At 55.9% G+C, this 15,825-nt stretch carries 11 protein-coding genes; 4 read left to right on the top strand and 7 right to left on the bottom strand.

Features of this window, described 5'->3' with window-relative positions; translation table 11 throughout:
• Positions 1–142 precede the first annotated feature (142 nt).
• From CEE69_RS02585 to CEE69_RS02570, 4 genes are all read right to left on the bottom strand, one after another.
• Positions 143–355 carry a hypothetical protein gene (locus CEE69_RS02585; protein ID WP_099259097.1) on the bottom strand — a complete coding sequence of 71 codons (213 nt, stop codon included), beginning with the start codon at positions 353–355 and terminating at the stop codon, positions 143–145.
• A 25-nt stretch (positions 356–380) separates the two neighbouring features.
• Positions 381–1,610, bottom strand: a complete 1,230-nt coding sequence (locus CEE69_RS02580) for a DUF1559 domain-containing protein (RefSeq protein WP_099259095.1) — start codon at positions 1,608–1,610, stop codon at positions 381–383.
• 394 nt (positions 1,611–2,004) lie between these two features.
• Positions 2,005–3,291: a DUF790 family protein gene (locus tag CEE69_RS02575; protein ID WP_099259093.1), complete on the bottom strand. Its 1,287-nt coding sequence runs from the start codon at positions 3,289–3,291 to the stop codon at positions 2,005–2,007.
• Positions 3,291–4,655: a DEAD/DEAH box helicase gene (locus tag CEE69_RS02570; RefSeq protein ID WP_158230948.1), complete on the bottom strand. Its 1,365-nt coding sequence runs from the start codon at positions 4,653–4,655 to the stop codon at positions 3,291–3,293. Before CEE69_RS02570 ends, CEE69_RS02575 begins: the two co-directional genes overlap by 1 nt.
• A 302-nt stretch (positions 4,656–4,957) precedes the next feature.
• On the opposite strand from CEE69_RS02570, the gene CEE69_RS02565 reads away from it, so the two are divergent.
• Positions 4,958–5,872: a hypothetical protein gene (locus CEE69_RS02565; protein ID WP_233214537.1), complete on the top strand. Its 915-nt coding sequence runs from the start codon at positions 4,958–4,960 to the stop codon at positions 5,870–5,872.
• Here CEE69_RS02565 and CEE69_RS02560 read toward each other — a convergent pair.
• Positions 5,854–8,793, bottom strand: coding sequence for an FG-GAP-like repeat-containing protein (locus CEE69_RS02560; protein WP_233214536.1), 2,940 nt, complete (start codon positions 8,791–8,793; stop codon positions 5,854–5,856). The genes CEE69_RS02565 and CEE69_RS02560 overlap by 19 nt on opposite strands.
• A gap of 420 nt (positions 8,794–9,213) precedes the next feature.
• Between CEE69_RS02560 and CEE69_RS02555 the strand changes: the two genes are divergently transcribed.
• The 3 genes from CEE69_RS02555 to CEE69_RS02535 all read left to right on the top strand — a co-directional run bounded on the left by CEE69_RS02555 (position 9,214) and on the right by CEE69_RS02535 (position 12,463).
• Positions 9,214–10,854: an apiosidase-like domain-containing protein gene (locus tag CEE69_RS02555; protein WP_233214535.1), complete on the top strand. Its 1,641-nt coding sequence runs from the start codon at positions 9,214–9,216 to the stop codon at positions 10,852–10,854.
• Between the two features lie 842 nt (positions 10,855–11,696).
• Positions 11,697–12,074, top strand: a complete 378-nt coding sequence (locus CEE69_RS02540; protein WP_099259082.1) for a DUF1360 domain-containing protein — start codon at positions 11,697–11,699, stop codon at positions 12,072–12,074.
• 5 nt (positions 12,075–12,079) lie between these two features.
• The gene (locus tag CEE69_RS02535) at positions 12,080–12,463 is read left to right on the top strand and encodes an ArsR/SmtB family transcription factor (RefSeq protein WP_099259236.1); all 384 of its coding nucleotides are present in this window, start codon (positions 12,080–12,082) and stop codon (positions 12,461–12,463) included.
• 533 nt (positions 12,464–12,996) lie between these two features.
• Here the strand turns inward: CEE69_RS02535 and CEE69_RS02530 are convergent.
• Positions 12,997–14,037 (bottom strand): class I SAM-dependent methyltransferase, encoded by a 1,041-nt coding sequence (locus CEE69_RS02530; protein WP_099259234.1) that lies wholly within the window; start codon positions 14,035–14,037, stop codon positions 12,997–12,999.
• The gene (locus CEE69_RS02525) at positions 14,030–15,817 is read right to left on the bottom strand and encodes an endo-1,4-beta-xylanase (RefSeq protein ID WP_099259235.1); all 1,788 of its coding nucleotides are present in this window, start codon (positions 15,815–15,817) and stop codon (positions 14,030–14,032) included. Before CEE69_RS02525 ends, CEE69_RS02530 begins: the two co-directional genes overlap by 8 nt.
• Positions 15,818–15,825: the final 8 nt, after the last annotated feature.

The following is a 15,825-nucleotide window of genomic DNA, read 5'->3' as shown; positions in this document are numbered from 1 at the left end:
GGCTCAATTCTTTGCTGCCAATCAACCAGACTGGCGTCTGGTTGATTGATGCCGTCCCGGAGTTCGCTCCGGCCACGAGCTGTGGCCGTTGCGAACCTATGCTAACGAACGATCGGGCAAGACTCGCTTGCACCCTGGTCAGCTAGCTTTCTTTGGCTTGCTTCGCCATTTCTTTGCTCTTGGTTCGACTTGCCTCTTGGGCCTTGAGCATCCCTTCTCTCAATTCCTCAGGGGTCTGTCGATACTTCGCCATTTCGTCCTCGTCGTAGATGCTTTTGGCACCGCTGTCGTCTCCGCATCCGACGGCGACCGCACTGAATAGAAGCATCACGAAAGAAAATTTGATAACGTTCATATTACTTTTCCAATTGAATCTGTGATTAGAAGTCCGACATGTCGGGGATTTCCTTGCTGGCCCGAGTGCCCAGGGCACCCCAGAGACCATAAGGACTCGGGTATCCCGCATTGTTGGCGGTTGGTGTGACATTTCCGGCGGAGCTGTTGCCGGCCTCAATCGAGTCCGTGACAAACTTCACGGCTCCGTCACCCATCAGAACGTGGACGCCGCCTTGGTGGCGACTCGACGCTCCATAATTTCCACGGGCAGTCATGACTCCGCCCCAGTCCCCCGCACCTGCATCAGTACAGATTTCGCTATTGGGCGCTAGGACCGTGTGAAAGCCACCCATGATGTCAAACGAACTGGCCCATTGAGCACCCCGGCGAAGGCGTGCTTCGCCACCCCAGGTGGTGAAGCTGACGGCTTGGTCCCAGAACTGAGGTCGCTCAGGGTCGAGGCCATCGCGACATGACAAAGGATTGTGTTCCAGTGCCGACGCGCCGTTGATTTGATGAACGGCAGCGTGAGTTCGTTTGTCGTTGTCACCCAAGTCGGTTGTGATCTCGCCGTACATAACGGTGTTGGCGAGGCCGTCCAAACAATCTCGAAAGGCAGTTTGCCGACGGGCAAAGAACATTCCACGATCACCGGCGCGGCCATTCACCACCCAGCTTTGGTTGTCCAGTCGATCTTCCGTGTGCCACCAAACAAATTCGCCATTGGGTTGGCCATAGCTGTCACCCAAACAGGCAGCGTAGTTGGTGCGTCCATAAGCCGGTGCTCCAACACCTGGGTCACTGGGGCATCGGAAGGTTTGAATCTCGGTGACCCAAGGAAGGTATTGATCGTTTCCATCGACGGTGGGTCCCATCGCAGGCCATGGGTCCGTCGCCGCTCGGGTGGTCCCGTTTGAGTTTTCGACGCTGGGGTTGGCGATTCGTTCCCAAAGAGCTTGTTGCTCAAGGAACGGTAAGATTCCAACCAAAGGGTTGAGGTTATAAAGATTGCAGTTGTCGCTGTATCCGGGGGGCCAAGTGGCGCCATCTGTGGTGCCGGTGCGATAGCCTGGCAACTTGTTATAGGCGGAGTGGTAGTTGTGGATCCCCAGGCCGATTTGCTTGACGTTGTTGCTGCAACTCATTCGGCGTGCAGCCTCACGTGCAGCTTGAACTGCCGGCAACAGCAATCCGACCAAGACACCGATGATCGCGATGACCACCAAAAGCTCAACAAGGGTAAACCCTTGTTTGCGATTGCGAAAACGTTCCATCAAAGACTCCAACTGACGATTGCAAGAACAACATGCGAAGCGAAAACAAACACCAGCCAAACGAAAGGGGGTGGTTATAGGTATCGCAGGATTTCAAAGGTTGACCCAATCGATTCTTTATTGCACGTAGCAGATGTCTAGTGCCAAAAATAGAATTGGATTCAGCTCACCGCTGAATGTCGTTTGTGGTGATGCGACCGTCATTGAAGAAAGAGGGGGTGCCGCATCGTTCTGACGATCACATCAAAGTGCCGCTGTGAGCCCTAAACATCAGCGACTCGATTGCATGCCATTTCAGTGTGGGTGCATCCACGCTGCCACCTCTTATATGACAGGCTTCTGTCCCTGAACGTTGCCAGGATGTCCAGTCAATTCGGCGGTTGGCAAAATCGCGTCATGGAGCTTTCGCGATAGCCGTTTCAATCCATTCGGATGGATCTTGTCGTTTGTCGAATCGAAGAAAGGGAAGCTTCAACTGACCGGCAAGTTCGGCCATTCCAGCGGAATGCTGCTTCGGAAACATCAGCAGCCAATGAGAACGGCGGTTCTCCTTTTGATTGCTGTTTGGTTTGGCTGCGGCGTTTTCCACCCAATTCGAAATTCGCTCGGCTTTGTCCTGTAGGTACTCCGGTGTCCAAAAGCCGATCACTTCCAAATGGATGACACGACCGTCGTCATGACGGATCACAAAGTCGGGTGTGAAGACGCTCTGGCCTCGGACCAACAATTCGGTCTCTCGCTCCAGTTGCCATCCAGCTGGGGGATTGCGATGCCAGGCGTCATCCACGGAACGCTCAAACTCAGAATCGAAATCTTCCTCCGGCTTGAGAGGAGAACGGAGGCCGTCTTTCGGTGACAGGGACAATCGAAACGCTTGGTTTTTGGGGCCGAGCACACGTGCCGTCAATCGCCAGTCCTGGCACGTCAGCAGCTTGGGCAGCAACTTTGCGAACCCAATTCCATAGCGAGTCGTTTCACGTAGCGAGGAGCCCGGCCCGTCGAGGTCAAACCGAAGGCCGCGACGGGCTTTCCCGTTCCTCATCGTTTCAATGCGTTCGATGCGATGCATCAATTGGGCGAGTTTCGCGTGCCTAGCAATCGCTTTGAAGTCCGAGCCAGCATCGATTCGAATCGAGGTCGCTCGGTACAAAGCCGCCTGCGTTTGCGCGACGTTGTAGGCCGAAAGCACCTCTCCAGCAGATATGTCGTTGTCAAACGTATGCAAGTGTTGTAACTCGATCACATCCGAAAACATCTTGGACTCGATATCCTCCCACGTCATCCCCAGGGACTCGCAGACCTTTTGTCGAGCCGTAGACAGATCGTGCTCAAAGATTCCCTCGCGAACCGTCACGATTGGATGAAGCGGCGCGGCAGCTTCGAAAACACGCTGACGCAATCGGCTGGCGGATTGCCCATCCCGATCGTATTCACTGAAGTCATCCAGCAGTTTGCAAAAAGCGGCAATGCGTTTGGGCGGACAACCGGGGATGTTCGCGAGGACTTCCGCGACACCTCGGTGCAAGTCTTGTCGGATCTCGCCGACGCCTGTTCGATAGAGTTTCAAACAAGCGTCGACCGCTTCCAAGTACGCAGCGTCACGAACCCTCTGCAGCCGATCCGGTTTCAAGGATCGGTTGTCAAAGTTGAGCTGAACGATCGAATGTTCGCTGCGCAGCATCAGGGTGTCTTCCGGTAGGCATCATTGCGTCGTCGTGTTCGGCTGCGGTTCACTTCGTTGGTCCCATCCGCCACGATCTCATACAGCACCGCTTGTTCATTTCGCGAACCCTTTCGGAGCACACGTCCCAGTCGCTGAATTGCCTGACGCTGACTCGATAACCCTCCCAGCACGATGGCGGTTTTCACTTCGGGGAGGTCAACTCCCTCGTCCAGCACTCGGTTGGCCACCAGCACCGGATAGCGTCCATCGGCAAATCGCTGCAACACCTCGCGACGCTCTTTCTTCGCGCAGTGTGACAACAAGCACGGAACCATGAACCGCATCGACACCGCTCGGGCCATCACGTTTGTTCCCGTGAATACGATCACGGGCTGGCCACTGTGCAACCGAAACAGATCTTCGAGCGTTCGCATCTTCGCTTCGGCTTGGTCCTCGATTTTTTGCTTGGCACGGTAGGCACGCATCGCATTTTGCGCCGCGGCGGCACGTTCCGGTTCGGTGTCCACCGCGGCTGATAGTTTGTGAATGTCTTCCCAGCGGAATGTCGGATCCAGATCGCGTTGAGATGCGACGAACTCCCGCACCGTCTCCGATAGTCCTCGGTAAGCATTCTGTTCCGACTCACTCAGCGAGACGGCGATTCGGTGAACGCGGTATTCCGCTAACGTTTTTCCTTTGGCTTGCCCAATCGTTTGTTGATGCAGCGTCGGGCCAACGAGCGTGTGCAACGCTTGCAAGCGAGTCTCGTCGGATGGCAGCGTCGCAGTCAATCCCATGCGAAAGTTCGCGGTCGACATTCTCGCTGCGTCGCCTCGCCAAACGCCCGAGAGATGATGCACTTCGTCAAAGACCAGCATCTGAAAACGGTCACCAATTCGAGGCATGTGAATTGCCGCCGAGTCATACGTGGCAATGCTGATCGGTGATACTCGATGCACTCCGTCGCCTATCAAGCCCGCGTCGACGCCGGTTGCCTCACGGATTTTTTCGTGCCATTGGTACATCAAGTCACGCACCGGAACGACGACTAAGACGCTGCACTGGGCACGAAGAATACATTCCATCGCGACGACGGTTTTGCCGGTGCCGGTGGGCATGACCAGCAGACCACAGCGTCCACCGGCCTCGAAATCGCTGACCGCTTGTTCCTGGTCCGGACGCAACCGAATGTCGCGTTGATCGCGAAAACTTGGCTGCCATGTTGGATCCGGTCCAGCCAGCCATTCCCATGTCGACACCGAGTCGATCTTGGAGCAATCGGATTCCAAGTTTCTCAAGCGAGCCTGCAATTTTCCGGCCCACATTGCATCACAACGAAAGCAATCGTCGCGATCATCGAAGACGAGAGGAATTCCACTCATTCGCTCGGCAACCGACGCTTGCGACCACCCGACGTCCTGCCAGCCGCGTAGTCGCAGGGTCCCGCTATGAAAATCAACCACCATCAACAATCAGACCAGCACACCGGATTACCCGCCGAACGGAAAGAGAAAGAACAGTCGCGTGACCGTCCAAATCAAATAGAGAAGTGAAAGCTTATCGCAACCGCCTGACAGTACCGACCCACCGCTCCTGATATATTCGAATTGGACATGGCGAATGCCGTCATGCAGTCGCTTCACAATCACTTGCGAGACAAATGATGGGTTCGTCAACCAGATTCATGCAGTGCTTCTTTTTTTGTTTTACCCTTTCCATCTTTTCGCCGCTGGCGAATTCCGAGGATGCCGCCGATGGTTTGGGAATCGATGTCGAGCTGGTACGCGCCGGGAACGAGCCACGACGTCTTGTCCGGTTTTCACCCGAGGTCGGGACGGTTCAAACGTCCGAGATGATCATGGAAATGCAACAGCAAGTGTCCTTGGGTGGTGTCGCAATGCCATCCCAGCCAATGCCGCCGCAGAAATTGACGCTGGAGATCAAAGTCACGGACGTTTCATCGGAGGGCGACGTGTCCTTCGAATTCAAATACACCGACATGAAAGTGATCGATGATCCGAACAACCCGTCGCCATTGAAGGCAACGATCGAAACGATGTTGAAGCCGATGATCGGTTCGATTGGGCGAGGCGTCGTTACGAACCGAGGTCTGACAAAGAGCGGCGAGTATGAAGTGCCCGATGATCTTTCCCCGCAGCTCAAACAGATGCTTGCGGGAATGAAGGACGCGATGAACCGCTTGAGTTCTCCTGTTCCGGAAGAAGCAATTGGAATGGGAGCGGTATGGAAGGTCAGCCAAAGCATCGTTGCCAATGGCATGAAGCTCGATCAAACATCGACACACACGATCACGAACATGACCGACGACGGTTTTCAGATGTCAGTGAAGTTGGAGCAACAAGCCGACCCGCAAGACATCGAAAACCCGATGCTGCCACCCGGCACGAAGCTCAGGTTGGATTCGCTTGAGTCGAACGGATCAGGCAAATCAATCATTAAAGAGAATGCGATTTTCCCGCTGAGTTCAGAAGTGAAGATCGGAACCGCTGCCAACATGTCAATTGATGTCGCGGGTCAGGCCCAGAAGATGAAGACTGACATCACGATGAAGATGAGCCTTCAAAAGGGTGGCATTTGAAAGGGCAGAGAATCGGATTCGGTCAGAAGCCAAGCGGAGTCGATCGAGACATCGTCCCAACGTTGAGTGTGTCCATTTGGCCACCGAACCTCGATTGAAACATCTTCTGAGTGATTGCCTAATCCGATGGTCATTGCCGGCTGGTCGCGGCACAAGAAGCCGTCACCAGCTGTCACCCGGTGCGAAAAAGTGCGTTCGCCCGCCACGACGGTGATCGCTGCACCGATGGCATTCCGCGGAGAGTCTTTGCCCACAAGAGCAAGGCGGATCCAGTGATGGAGGGTGTCGGTCTGATTGACCAGAATCGCTGATGTTTCAGTCAGGTTCGTGATGGCGACGTCGTCTCGGCCATCGCCATCGAAATCCAACCGCGCCATCGCTCGACCCACATGCGGTTTCGCCCAGTATCCACTCGGGTCCATCACTGTTTGAAGACGGTATTTCTTGTCTTGTCGAACCAGCAACTGCATCGGCTGCTCGTACGGCTGATCCTGCTCGGCTGGGTCGTCGATGTATCCATTGGTGACCATCAAATCGGGAAGGCCGTTGAGATCGAAATCCAATGCTGCGGTGCCGAATCCCAATACACTGAAGCTATGCCGGTGAAGACCACTTCCTATGGAATGGTCACGGAAGCCTGAGCGACAGCCATAGAACAGGGAAGCTGGTTCGTCCTGGAAATTGGTGATGTGCAAGTCATCGTGTCCGTCCTGGTTGAAGTCAGCTGCTGCGATTCCCATCGAAGCGGATGGATTGCCGAAGCTGCCAAAAGCGCATCCATGGACCATGGCCGTTTCTGTCCACGCGTTTGCGGTGAGATTGGAATGAGTCCACAAGCGATCATTTTGTTGGTCATTCCCGATGAAGATCGAGTTGACTTGGTTTTCAATATCGTTTGGCTCGGAATGTCGGTTCTTCAAATTCAAGCCGATGATGAGGCCCAGCGAAGTGTCCGCGACTGGTGCCTCCGGTGTACGGATTTCTTCGAAATCAGTCTCCCAGCCAGTCGAAGTTCCGAGCAACGCTAGGTTGGCCGCACCAGAGAAACTCGCCGGCCCGATTAGATATGTCGGCCGACCTTCTTCATTGACCGGTGGTTTCTTCCAGATCCCTTCGCTGTCAGCGTAGGCCAGTGCGATCAGGTCTTGCAGTCCGTCTGCGTTGACATCGGAAATGGCAATCGATGACGGCAACCAGGTCGTTGGCTTTGAAAGCAAAACGTCGCGTCGAAATGTGCCATCGGCACAATTGGTTAACAAGACGATGGACCCAAACTGGTTCACCGCCAGGTCGTCGAACCCGTCTTGGTTCCAGTCGCCCGCAGTGACACCAACCGTGTACGTCGTTTCGCCTGTTCCGGCCAAGTGACTGAAGTCCGTCACTTTCTCGCCGGTGTTCCGGTAGAGCGGGTTGGGCTCGTCGGACCGGAATTCTGGTGGATCAGCAGCTCCTTGGGCACAATAGAGGTCGCAGCGACCATCCAAGTCGTAGTCGATCGCCGCTACACCACCACCGAGCGATTGGTAGATCGAGAATGCTTTGGATTGCGGCGTCTTGGCAACTCGAAACTGGTGATCCAACCCGACGTCCGCGGCGACGTTTCGCCATGACGCGGTTGTAGGAGGTGCCGGCCAAACGCCCGATTGCCGAGAGGCCATCCACCGATGCCGCTTGGAGACGTTGTCTGGCTCTTCAGTTGCGATCGACGTGGGAACTTGCAATGTTTCAGGCAAAGGAGTGAACGGAAATGCGTCGTCTGATTCAGCAAGGCGAGCAAATTGGGTCTGCAGGGTTTGTATGTTGTCACCCGCGTCGGGTTGGTGGCTTGCCGCGATGGTTCGCCACAATACTGCTTCCAAACGCCGGTCGAGTGAATCAAGTGCGTCCGCGAGGTCTTCGATGGCGGTGGCCTCCGAAGGTGACGCCGCAATTTGATTGCTCAGTCGGATTGTTTTGAGGACACGCCGGAATTGTTTGTGCAATCGGTCGGCTGACTCGACATCGCCCGATGTTCGATAGGCTTGGCTGAGACGTTGGAGCGAACTGGCATCGGTTGGGTCGATCGCGATGGCGTTCGAAAACGCTGTGATGGCGGTCTCCACATCCTTTCGCCGAAGCGAATGAATCCCCAGTGCGGCCCAGTAGTCCGAATAGGCTTTTTGTTCGACGCGACCCTGGACGAGTCGCTTTGCAACCATTTTGTCTTGTTGTGTTTCGGCCAGCATTCGAGTTTGAAACGCACTGACGTCAGGTGTTTGGTATTCCGTTTCTGAACGTGCGGCCAGTCGATCAACAGCTCCTTGATAGTCGTGTTGTTTTGCTAAGCGACGTGCTTCGGCAACCGGGCCAATTGGTCGATCGCTGTCGGCCTGGGATATCGAGATCAAAGCTGCGAGTTCTGGTAGCTGAATGTTGCCGCTGCGGCAAAGCTGTCGTAGCGAGGCCTGAGCGAGTGGCGTACGGCCCGTTCGAATCATCAGGCTCGCTAGGCGTCGGTGGATCATCACCGCATCCGGAGCGACTTGCAGCATTCGTCGGTAGCAGTCTGCGGCTTCTTCGGAACGCCCGAGTTGAACCAGCCAATCGGCCGTTGTGCCAAGAGCGGGCAGGGCAGCGTCGGATTCTTCGATCGCAGGATGCCTTAGCGTCTTGATGGCTGTTTCGAGATCGTCTGACGCCGCATGCAATTGAGCCAACGTGAACAATGCGACCGGATCGTTTGGATTGGCGACCAAATGCTGATGCAAGACCTTTCCGGCGGCTTCGAAATCACCTGCCTGAATCAAAGCCTGGACTCGGTCGACTTGAAAGGATTCCGGGGCCGGTTCGGCAACCTGTTTTGGTTTCAGTCTCGTGGTTGAGTCCGATGTTCCCGACGTCTGATCTGGTTCGATCGTGTCTGTCACTCGCGGCGGTTTCACTTCCGCTTGATCAGTCGCCGGTTTTGAATTGCAGCCAATCATCGGAACAAGAACCATCCACAGCGTGATGGTCTTCCATCCAACCCATCTGACACTGCTAGGCCAATTTGGATAACACCGTCGTCCGTGCTGCGGGCGAGGCAGGTGGTATTCTTGGTGTAGCGATAGACGCTCGCCTTTCATTTCCAAACCTTCGAAGAAGACCGATCCGTGCGATTTTTCAACGTGCTACTGAGAGACGTTTTTTGCCTTATTGATGACCAAGGCTATGGCGAAGGTAATCGGTCCTGAGCATCGAATGTGGGTACAATGCCCGCGAGTGCGAAGTATGAATACTGGTGGTTGTGATAGGCTACCTTTTGGTGCTGTGTTCGATGACTTGGGCCGACTTTTCTCGGCTGAACCCCACAGAGAAATTGCATGACGAACAAACTGATTCTCTCGTCCGGTCTGCTCTATTGTGCTGCATGCCTTGGTGCGATCGATGCCGGAGCGGCTGAAGCGATTGCTGAATGTCAGCAGTGGCATGAGGTGGAACTCGACTTCGCAGCAGAGCAGGACGCTCTCAATCCTTACACGGATGTGGAGGCGTGGGTGGACTTCACTCACGACGATGGAATCACGATCCGGCGCCAGATGTTTTGGGATGGTGGCAAAGCATTCCGCGTCCGATTTGCATCACCGCTTTCATCCGGCAATTGGCGTTGGCAATCGTCTGATCGAGACGGAGACCCAGGGCTGAACGGGAAGACCGGTTCGTTCCAATCGGTCGCGTCCAATACCAAAACGCCCACCGCGTTCACGCAGCATGGTTTTTGGAGCATTCCCAAAGGCGGCCGAAACCTGATTCATGCGGACGGAACAGCGAGACTGCTGTGTGCTGACACGGCTTGGGCACTGCCTTGGCGAGCGACCGTCGATCAAGTGAAAACGTATGCGAAGGATCGGCGGGACAAAGGGTACAACGCGGCGTTGTTGATGACGGTGCAACCGGACCTGAAGACCAAAGGGCCGCGTTCTCGCACCGAAGCGGAAGGTTTCGAGGTTGGATTTGAAGACCTACCGAACGGGTCGCTACAAAAGCTGAACCCGGACTACTTTCAGACGTTTGACAAGTTGGTGGATGTGTTGACATCCCATGGGATCGCACCGGTTTATCAACCTGTGTTCCATGGGTACGGATGGAAAGGCGGAGGCACGGCAGGCAACGTGGTCAGTGCGGAAGACTACGCTCGGTATTGCCGTTACCTCGTCGCTCGCTACGGTGCCCGCCCCGCGATTTGGTTGGTGGGAGGAGACGGTCCCGCCGAGAAAGCCTCCATCGTCGAGCAACTTGATACTGCGGGAACGGAAATCGAGAAGTGGGACGCCTATCAACAGCCAACCGGAATTCATTATTCGCCCCATGCAAAGAATCGCACCCATCAAGACAAAGCGTGGCTTGATTTCCAATGGTGCCAAACGGGCCACAGCGGCGAACATATTGCTGAACGTGTCGCTGACATGTGGCGGAATCGTCCTGTCAAAGCGGTCGCCAATGGCGAACCCACTTATGAAAACATTGGTCGTACCGGCAAAGGAGCCGGTTGGTGGCAGGGCCACGAAGCGTGGTGCAATTTGACCGCCGGCGGCACGATGGGGGTGGTCTACGGAGCCGGCAGTCTGTGGCAATGGCGGCTCGATGCCAACGAGCCCGGTCATGCCGATTGGTGCACCGCACCGGGGGCAGGGTGGCGTGAAGCACTCGACTTTGAAGGTTCCAAGTATCCCGGCATCGCAGCGAAAATCTTGGAGGGTTTGCCGCTTGCCAACATGGAGCCGAATTGGGACTGCACTTATGGACGACGTGGTCTGTTGGTGCCAGGGAAACTGTTCGTGTTGTATTTGCCTGAGGGCGGGAACTCGGCGATTCTCTGCAAGGACGTTCCGCGATCGTACCGGGTTTATGATCCGAAAACCGGAAAGGTCATGGCAGAGGGGACGCTCGAAAACAAAGAGACCGCCCATGCCAAGAGTGACGCATCGGGTGAGCCACGTGTGTTGGTGTTCACAGCGAACTGAGGTGGCGAGTTAGGGAGCTTGGCTGGCCACCGAAAACAATGTCCCCTGCCGTAGCTCGCTTCGTTCGGTATGGCCTACGTCGCTGCACGGGACGTTCGAAAAATGAATGGTGGCTGGCGTCTGGGTTTCGCCCCGGATGGGGCCGTCGTGGGAGTTGGGGGCGTTCCTCGATCACGCATCGGGTTGTGATGGGTGGTCTTGGCCGACTCAGGCGGGCAAGAGTGCCCATCCTACGCGTTGAAACGTCGTTTCGGTCTGGAGTCAACGATGCGACCACGCGGATGGCCGAATTAATTGAAGCGGTGAAACTTAATATCACGCAGTCAGCCAATTCGGTTCCGACACCTTTTCCGACACCGACACCCAAAGACCGGGGACTGACGCCCCCGGCAAAGGTTGTGTCGGCCTTTCAGGCCTGGGGCTTGGATGGGGAATTAACTGGTCTTGGGCAAGAGTGTCCATCCTACGGGTTGAAACGTCGTTTCGGCCTGGAGTCAACGATGCGACCACGCGGACGCCCAAAGAAACTGAAGCGATGAAACGAAATATTACCCAATCACCCAATTCGGTGTCCGACACCTTTTCCAGTCCTACGGCTAATGTCCGTAATCCCTTCGGGATAAAACAGCCAGGCCCCAGGGCAATACTCCTGGCAGCAACAATCTTGACTACTGGCTCGCTCCCTCGCCCGTCTTCTTCCTGGCCCCCATCTCAGCCTGACCGCCAATCCGTTTGACAATTCCCATCCGCATGCACACATTCGCACATTCGAATATTCGACTCAATCAATCATTGCCAAACACCCCAAAGATCGTAAACGCAATACAACCCAAACGACAAACATGACAACCGAAACCATCCAAGCGATCTGGGCCTGCGTGGCGATTGCCATCGCCGCCAGCAGTATTTCGATCACCATCACGCAAACCGAAGTCTTCGCCGCATGGCGAAGATTCACCAACAAACTCGGCCACATGCCGGGGTACTTGTTCCAGTGTTTCTACTGCATCAAACACTGGATCGTGTTCCTTGCGATCGCCATCTATCAACCCGTCATCGTCGACAGCGGGTCCCTTTTGGCGGACTTGATCCTGTCAGCGTTCTTCACTGTGACGCTCTCAACCCTCGTCAGTGGCGTGATGTTCCGATCGTTCATGGGCGCGATGAACAAGAAACGTTTGGAAGCTGAAATCAAACTCGCCGATCAACCGAAATCGTGAACACCATGTCAGAACTCACTGAATCTCGATCCACATCCGAACTCTTGAAAGCGTTTTCGCACCCCACTCGGTTGGCGATTCTGCGAGAGTTGGTATCCGGGCCCAAGTGCGTCACGGACATGGAGGACTTGCTGCCAGCCCGACAAGCCAACATTTCCCAGCATCTGTCGGTGCTGCGACATGCTGAATTGGTCGATTACGCGCAAGAAGGCACGCAACGATGCTATTACCTGAGTCGCCATGAATTGGTGGTGGACATGCTCGCGCTGATCAACCGCAACGATCCCGTCATCACTCGAACCCCAGCCGAAATCCGCGTCGAAAAAGAACGCATCGAAAAGGCCCAGGCTCGTGCCAAGAAAGCAACCAGCCGTCCCGCGACTCGGTGAAAAAAGTAAAACGTTTTGACGAGAGCGTGCAAAAGGGGGCGGGGGGCAAAATCAGACGCATCCTTTCAACAATGACCACCGTCCCATGGATCTCGCTCCATTCTGAAAGAAGTTGACGCAGAGGCGGGGAGTCGCAGAGACGCAGGGGAGAGCGGTAACGCCTGATCTTCCGTCTGGTCCCTCACCGCCTTCGCGACTCTGCGTCGAAACCCTTGTGCGGGACGGAGGACCGATCAAACGGGACGGAGTTCTTTTGACCAAACGCATGCCCAGGAGAACTGGGGTAGCAGATCGCCGGATGGTGACACCCAACACCCATTGCTCATTCTCACTTCGGCGTATCATCGGTTTTTCCTCGATGACCAGCGATTCGGAAACGGACGCGATCGCGTTCCGGCTGATGGGAGTGGCCACGCTCGGTCTCAGCCGCCGGGCACTCACTCCGGTTCCATCCTGTGGCAGAAGTCTTTCGACAAGACGACCTGTGTGGGACGCCCAGAATCGATGAAAGCCAAGGACTCATGCAGACGCGCTTACTCGCGGGTGAAACGCAGCAGGTCGTAGGACTGGGCGGTTGTTCGGTCGGTCATTTCGAGCGGCCACCAGTCGTATTCGAGGTAGCGATCGGTTTGCTTGGTGATGACGTAGGCTTCTCCGCCTGATCGCAGTTTCTTCGCGGCGGTGACCATGAAATGCTCGGCGATTCGGAAGTCGCCGTAGTAGGGCGGGTTGAGCAACGCGATGTCGCAAGCTGGCACGTCCGGCAGCATTCCATTGTGGTTGACGATCGCGGTGAGGTTCTTGATTTGGTTTTGAGCTGCCGCTCGCTCGGTGCACTGGACGGCTCGCGAATTGCAATCGACGGCGTAAACGTGACCGGTTTGTGATCGCACGGCGGCTGCCATTGCGACGGCTCCGTTACCGCATCCGAGTTCCAGCACTGTGGATCCTTCGGGGATCGGCGCGTGCCGGATCATTGCCGCGGCGGCTCGGTCGACCGACCGATGAGAGAACACCGATGGACGAGAATGCACGGTCAGGATGCGATCGTCGACTCGGTGAGTGAATTCGGCGTCGAAGGTTTTCGGTTTGAATGTCTCGGATGATTTTCGCACGACGTAAACACGTCCGGTCGCGTGATCGTGGCATCGGACTTTGGGGCCGAGAGCCTGCAACTGGTTCAGCAACCACGTGTCTTTGGGAGCGTTGGCCGAAGCGATCAGTTCACCACCGATTGTCAGCCTTTGCCATGATTGATGAATGAGGTTGCGATTCATCTCCGCTTCGCCGGTTTTCAAGACCGGCAGCAAAGCGAGATCCCACGAGGTGTCGGGAAGATCGGGTTGGCAGATCACATGAACGTCTTCGGAGGTCACCTCGCGAGCCCGTTCGGCGCGGTGCAAATCCACGAACCAACTGGTGACTTTCGAACCTGGGAATGAGTCCGCCAATGCATTGGCGGATTGCCCACGTCCCGGTGACATCACGATCGCGGAGGCGAGCGATGAACGCGTGGAAGAAGCCAGGTGATCGATCAGCAATTGTTCCGACGGAAGCGGTGGCAGGTCACTCACCGCCAACTCCAATTTGCAAGGTGATGGTTTTATCCTCGAGTAGATTCACGGTTTGAATCCGTGCCCAATCCTGGGCTTCGGCTTGAACGCGATGCCTGCCACGAAAGGCTCGGACGGTGGCAATGCCTTCGGCATCCGTTTGAACGGTTTGGTTGGTCCACCAGGTGTTGAGAATCAGTTCTTCCCAAACCTGGCCGTTGGGTTTGATCGTCCAATCCTCGCGAATCATGGCGCCATGGGGACGCCACATGTCGCCTTCCCAAAAACCCCAGGTCGTGAACCCGGTGGTCGCGGGATGGGCAAACACCAGCGTGAGAAAATCGCGAGTGAATTGGGCTTGGGTGGCTTCGTCACGCGTGTCGACATCAAACTCGGTGATTTCGATCGGCAATTGGAATCGTGACAGCTCGTTGAGGACTTTCCAGGCTTCCGGCATCGTGATCAGGTCGGCTTGGAAGTGCCCTTGGACACCGATGCCTTCGACGGTTCCTCCGCTGTCCAAGATTTGTTCGATCTGCTGGATGTAAGTCGTGAGATGTTTTGAGCGTTCGCTGCCGCCGGTCATCAATCCGTATTCGTTGATGAACCAACGAGCATTTGGCTGTGAGCGTTGGCCGCGGTTGAACACGTCGGCGTAGTAGTCTCTTCCCAAGACGTCTCCGACCAGTGACACATCGCGAAGTTCGTTGATGGCATCCCAGACCGCGATTGGCATGTCACGTGTCCGCTCCAGAGCGGCGTCCATCGCGGTTTCGATTTCGGTTTGGAATCGAGCGGGTTGATCGGTGAGTTGTTTGACTCGATCGGGAATGAACTGTGGGTACAGCAGCAAGTGGTTCTTGATTTCGAATCCCGCGTCGATGGCCCACTCGGCGGTCGCATCGGCTTTGACAACCCCGGCGGGACGATCCGTTCCCCAGTCTGCCCAGTAGCGAGGCAGGGTGACACGGTTGAACCAATGCTTGGTTTGGTCGCGAAATTTGGCGGCGTCTTCGCCGGCGTGGATCGGCGTGTTGCCGACGAACGTTCCGAATGCGTAGTCGTGCTTTTGCTGCTGAACTTGAACGGTTGCACCAGCCAGCGGTTGACGAGCGGCATCGACCACTCGGATGGTGAGGTTGCGTTTACGATGGCGATCGATGCTGCGCTGAGCTTCGGTTCGCCAGGAATCGTTGTCCGCGCCTGGGTAGAACAACCGCGTGAACGGAAGGCTCGCGTCGGGAACGTTTCCCAACCCGACCAATTTCAGATCGCGAATTTCGAGTCGTTGCTTTTTCTCGGCGCACTGGATCGAGGCGTAGACACGATTGGCGTCGTAGTCCTGCTTGGCACGAAAGCAGATTCGAAACGGATGCCACTGATTGGGAACGTCGAAGGAGCGAAACCCGTTGGGTTCTTCGATTGGTTCCCAGGGATCGTTGGTCGCCATCGAGACATGAATGCTTCCCAGTCCATCCGTGCTGGATGCGATGGCTCGTGCGTCGAAGGAGACGCAGAACACGTCGGACTCTTGCACGGGAATTGAGATCGGCTTGCACTGAACCTGCAACGCCCAGGCTTCTTCTTGCGGGGCAGGGCAGTTGACCGTGATCAGGTCGTTTTGTCGGTCGATCGAACCGGTGCCGGGGCGGGCATCGAGTCGAAACTCTGCGGTGGGAACGAGCGTGGTTCCCTCCGCCGAAGTTTGCGATTCTTGTGCGAACGCATGGATGAGAGTGGCCGGTGCCCCGAGTGAACTCAGGAGCAAAGCGATTGCCAAAGAGGCCAGCCACCGACGCATGATCAAGC

The organism is Rhodopirellula bahusiensis, assembly GCF_002727185.1.
GTDB classification, from domain to species: Bacteria; Planctomycetota; Planctomycetia; order Pirellulales; family Pirellulaceae; genus Rhodopirellula; species Rhodopirellula bahusiensis.
The sequence above is the reverse complement of the archived record's forward strand: the minus strand, read 5'-3'. Positions and strand labels throughout refer to the sequence as shown.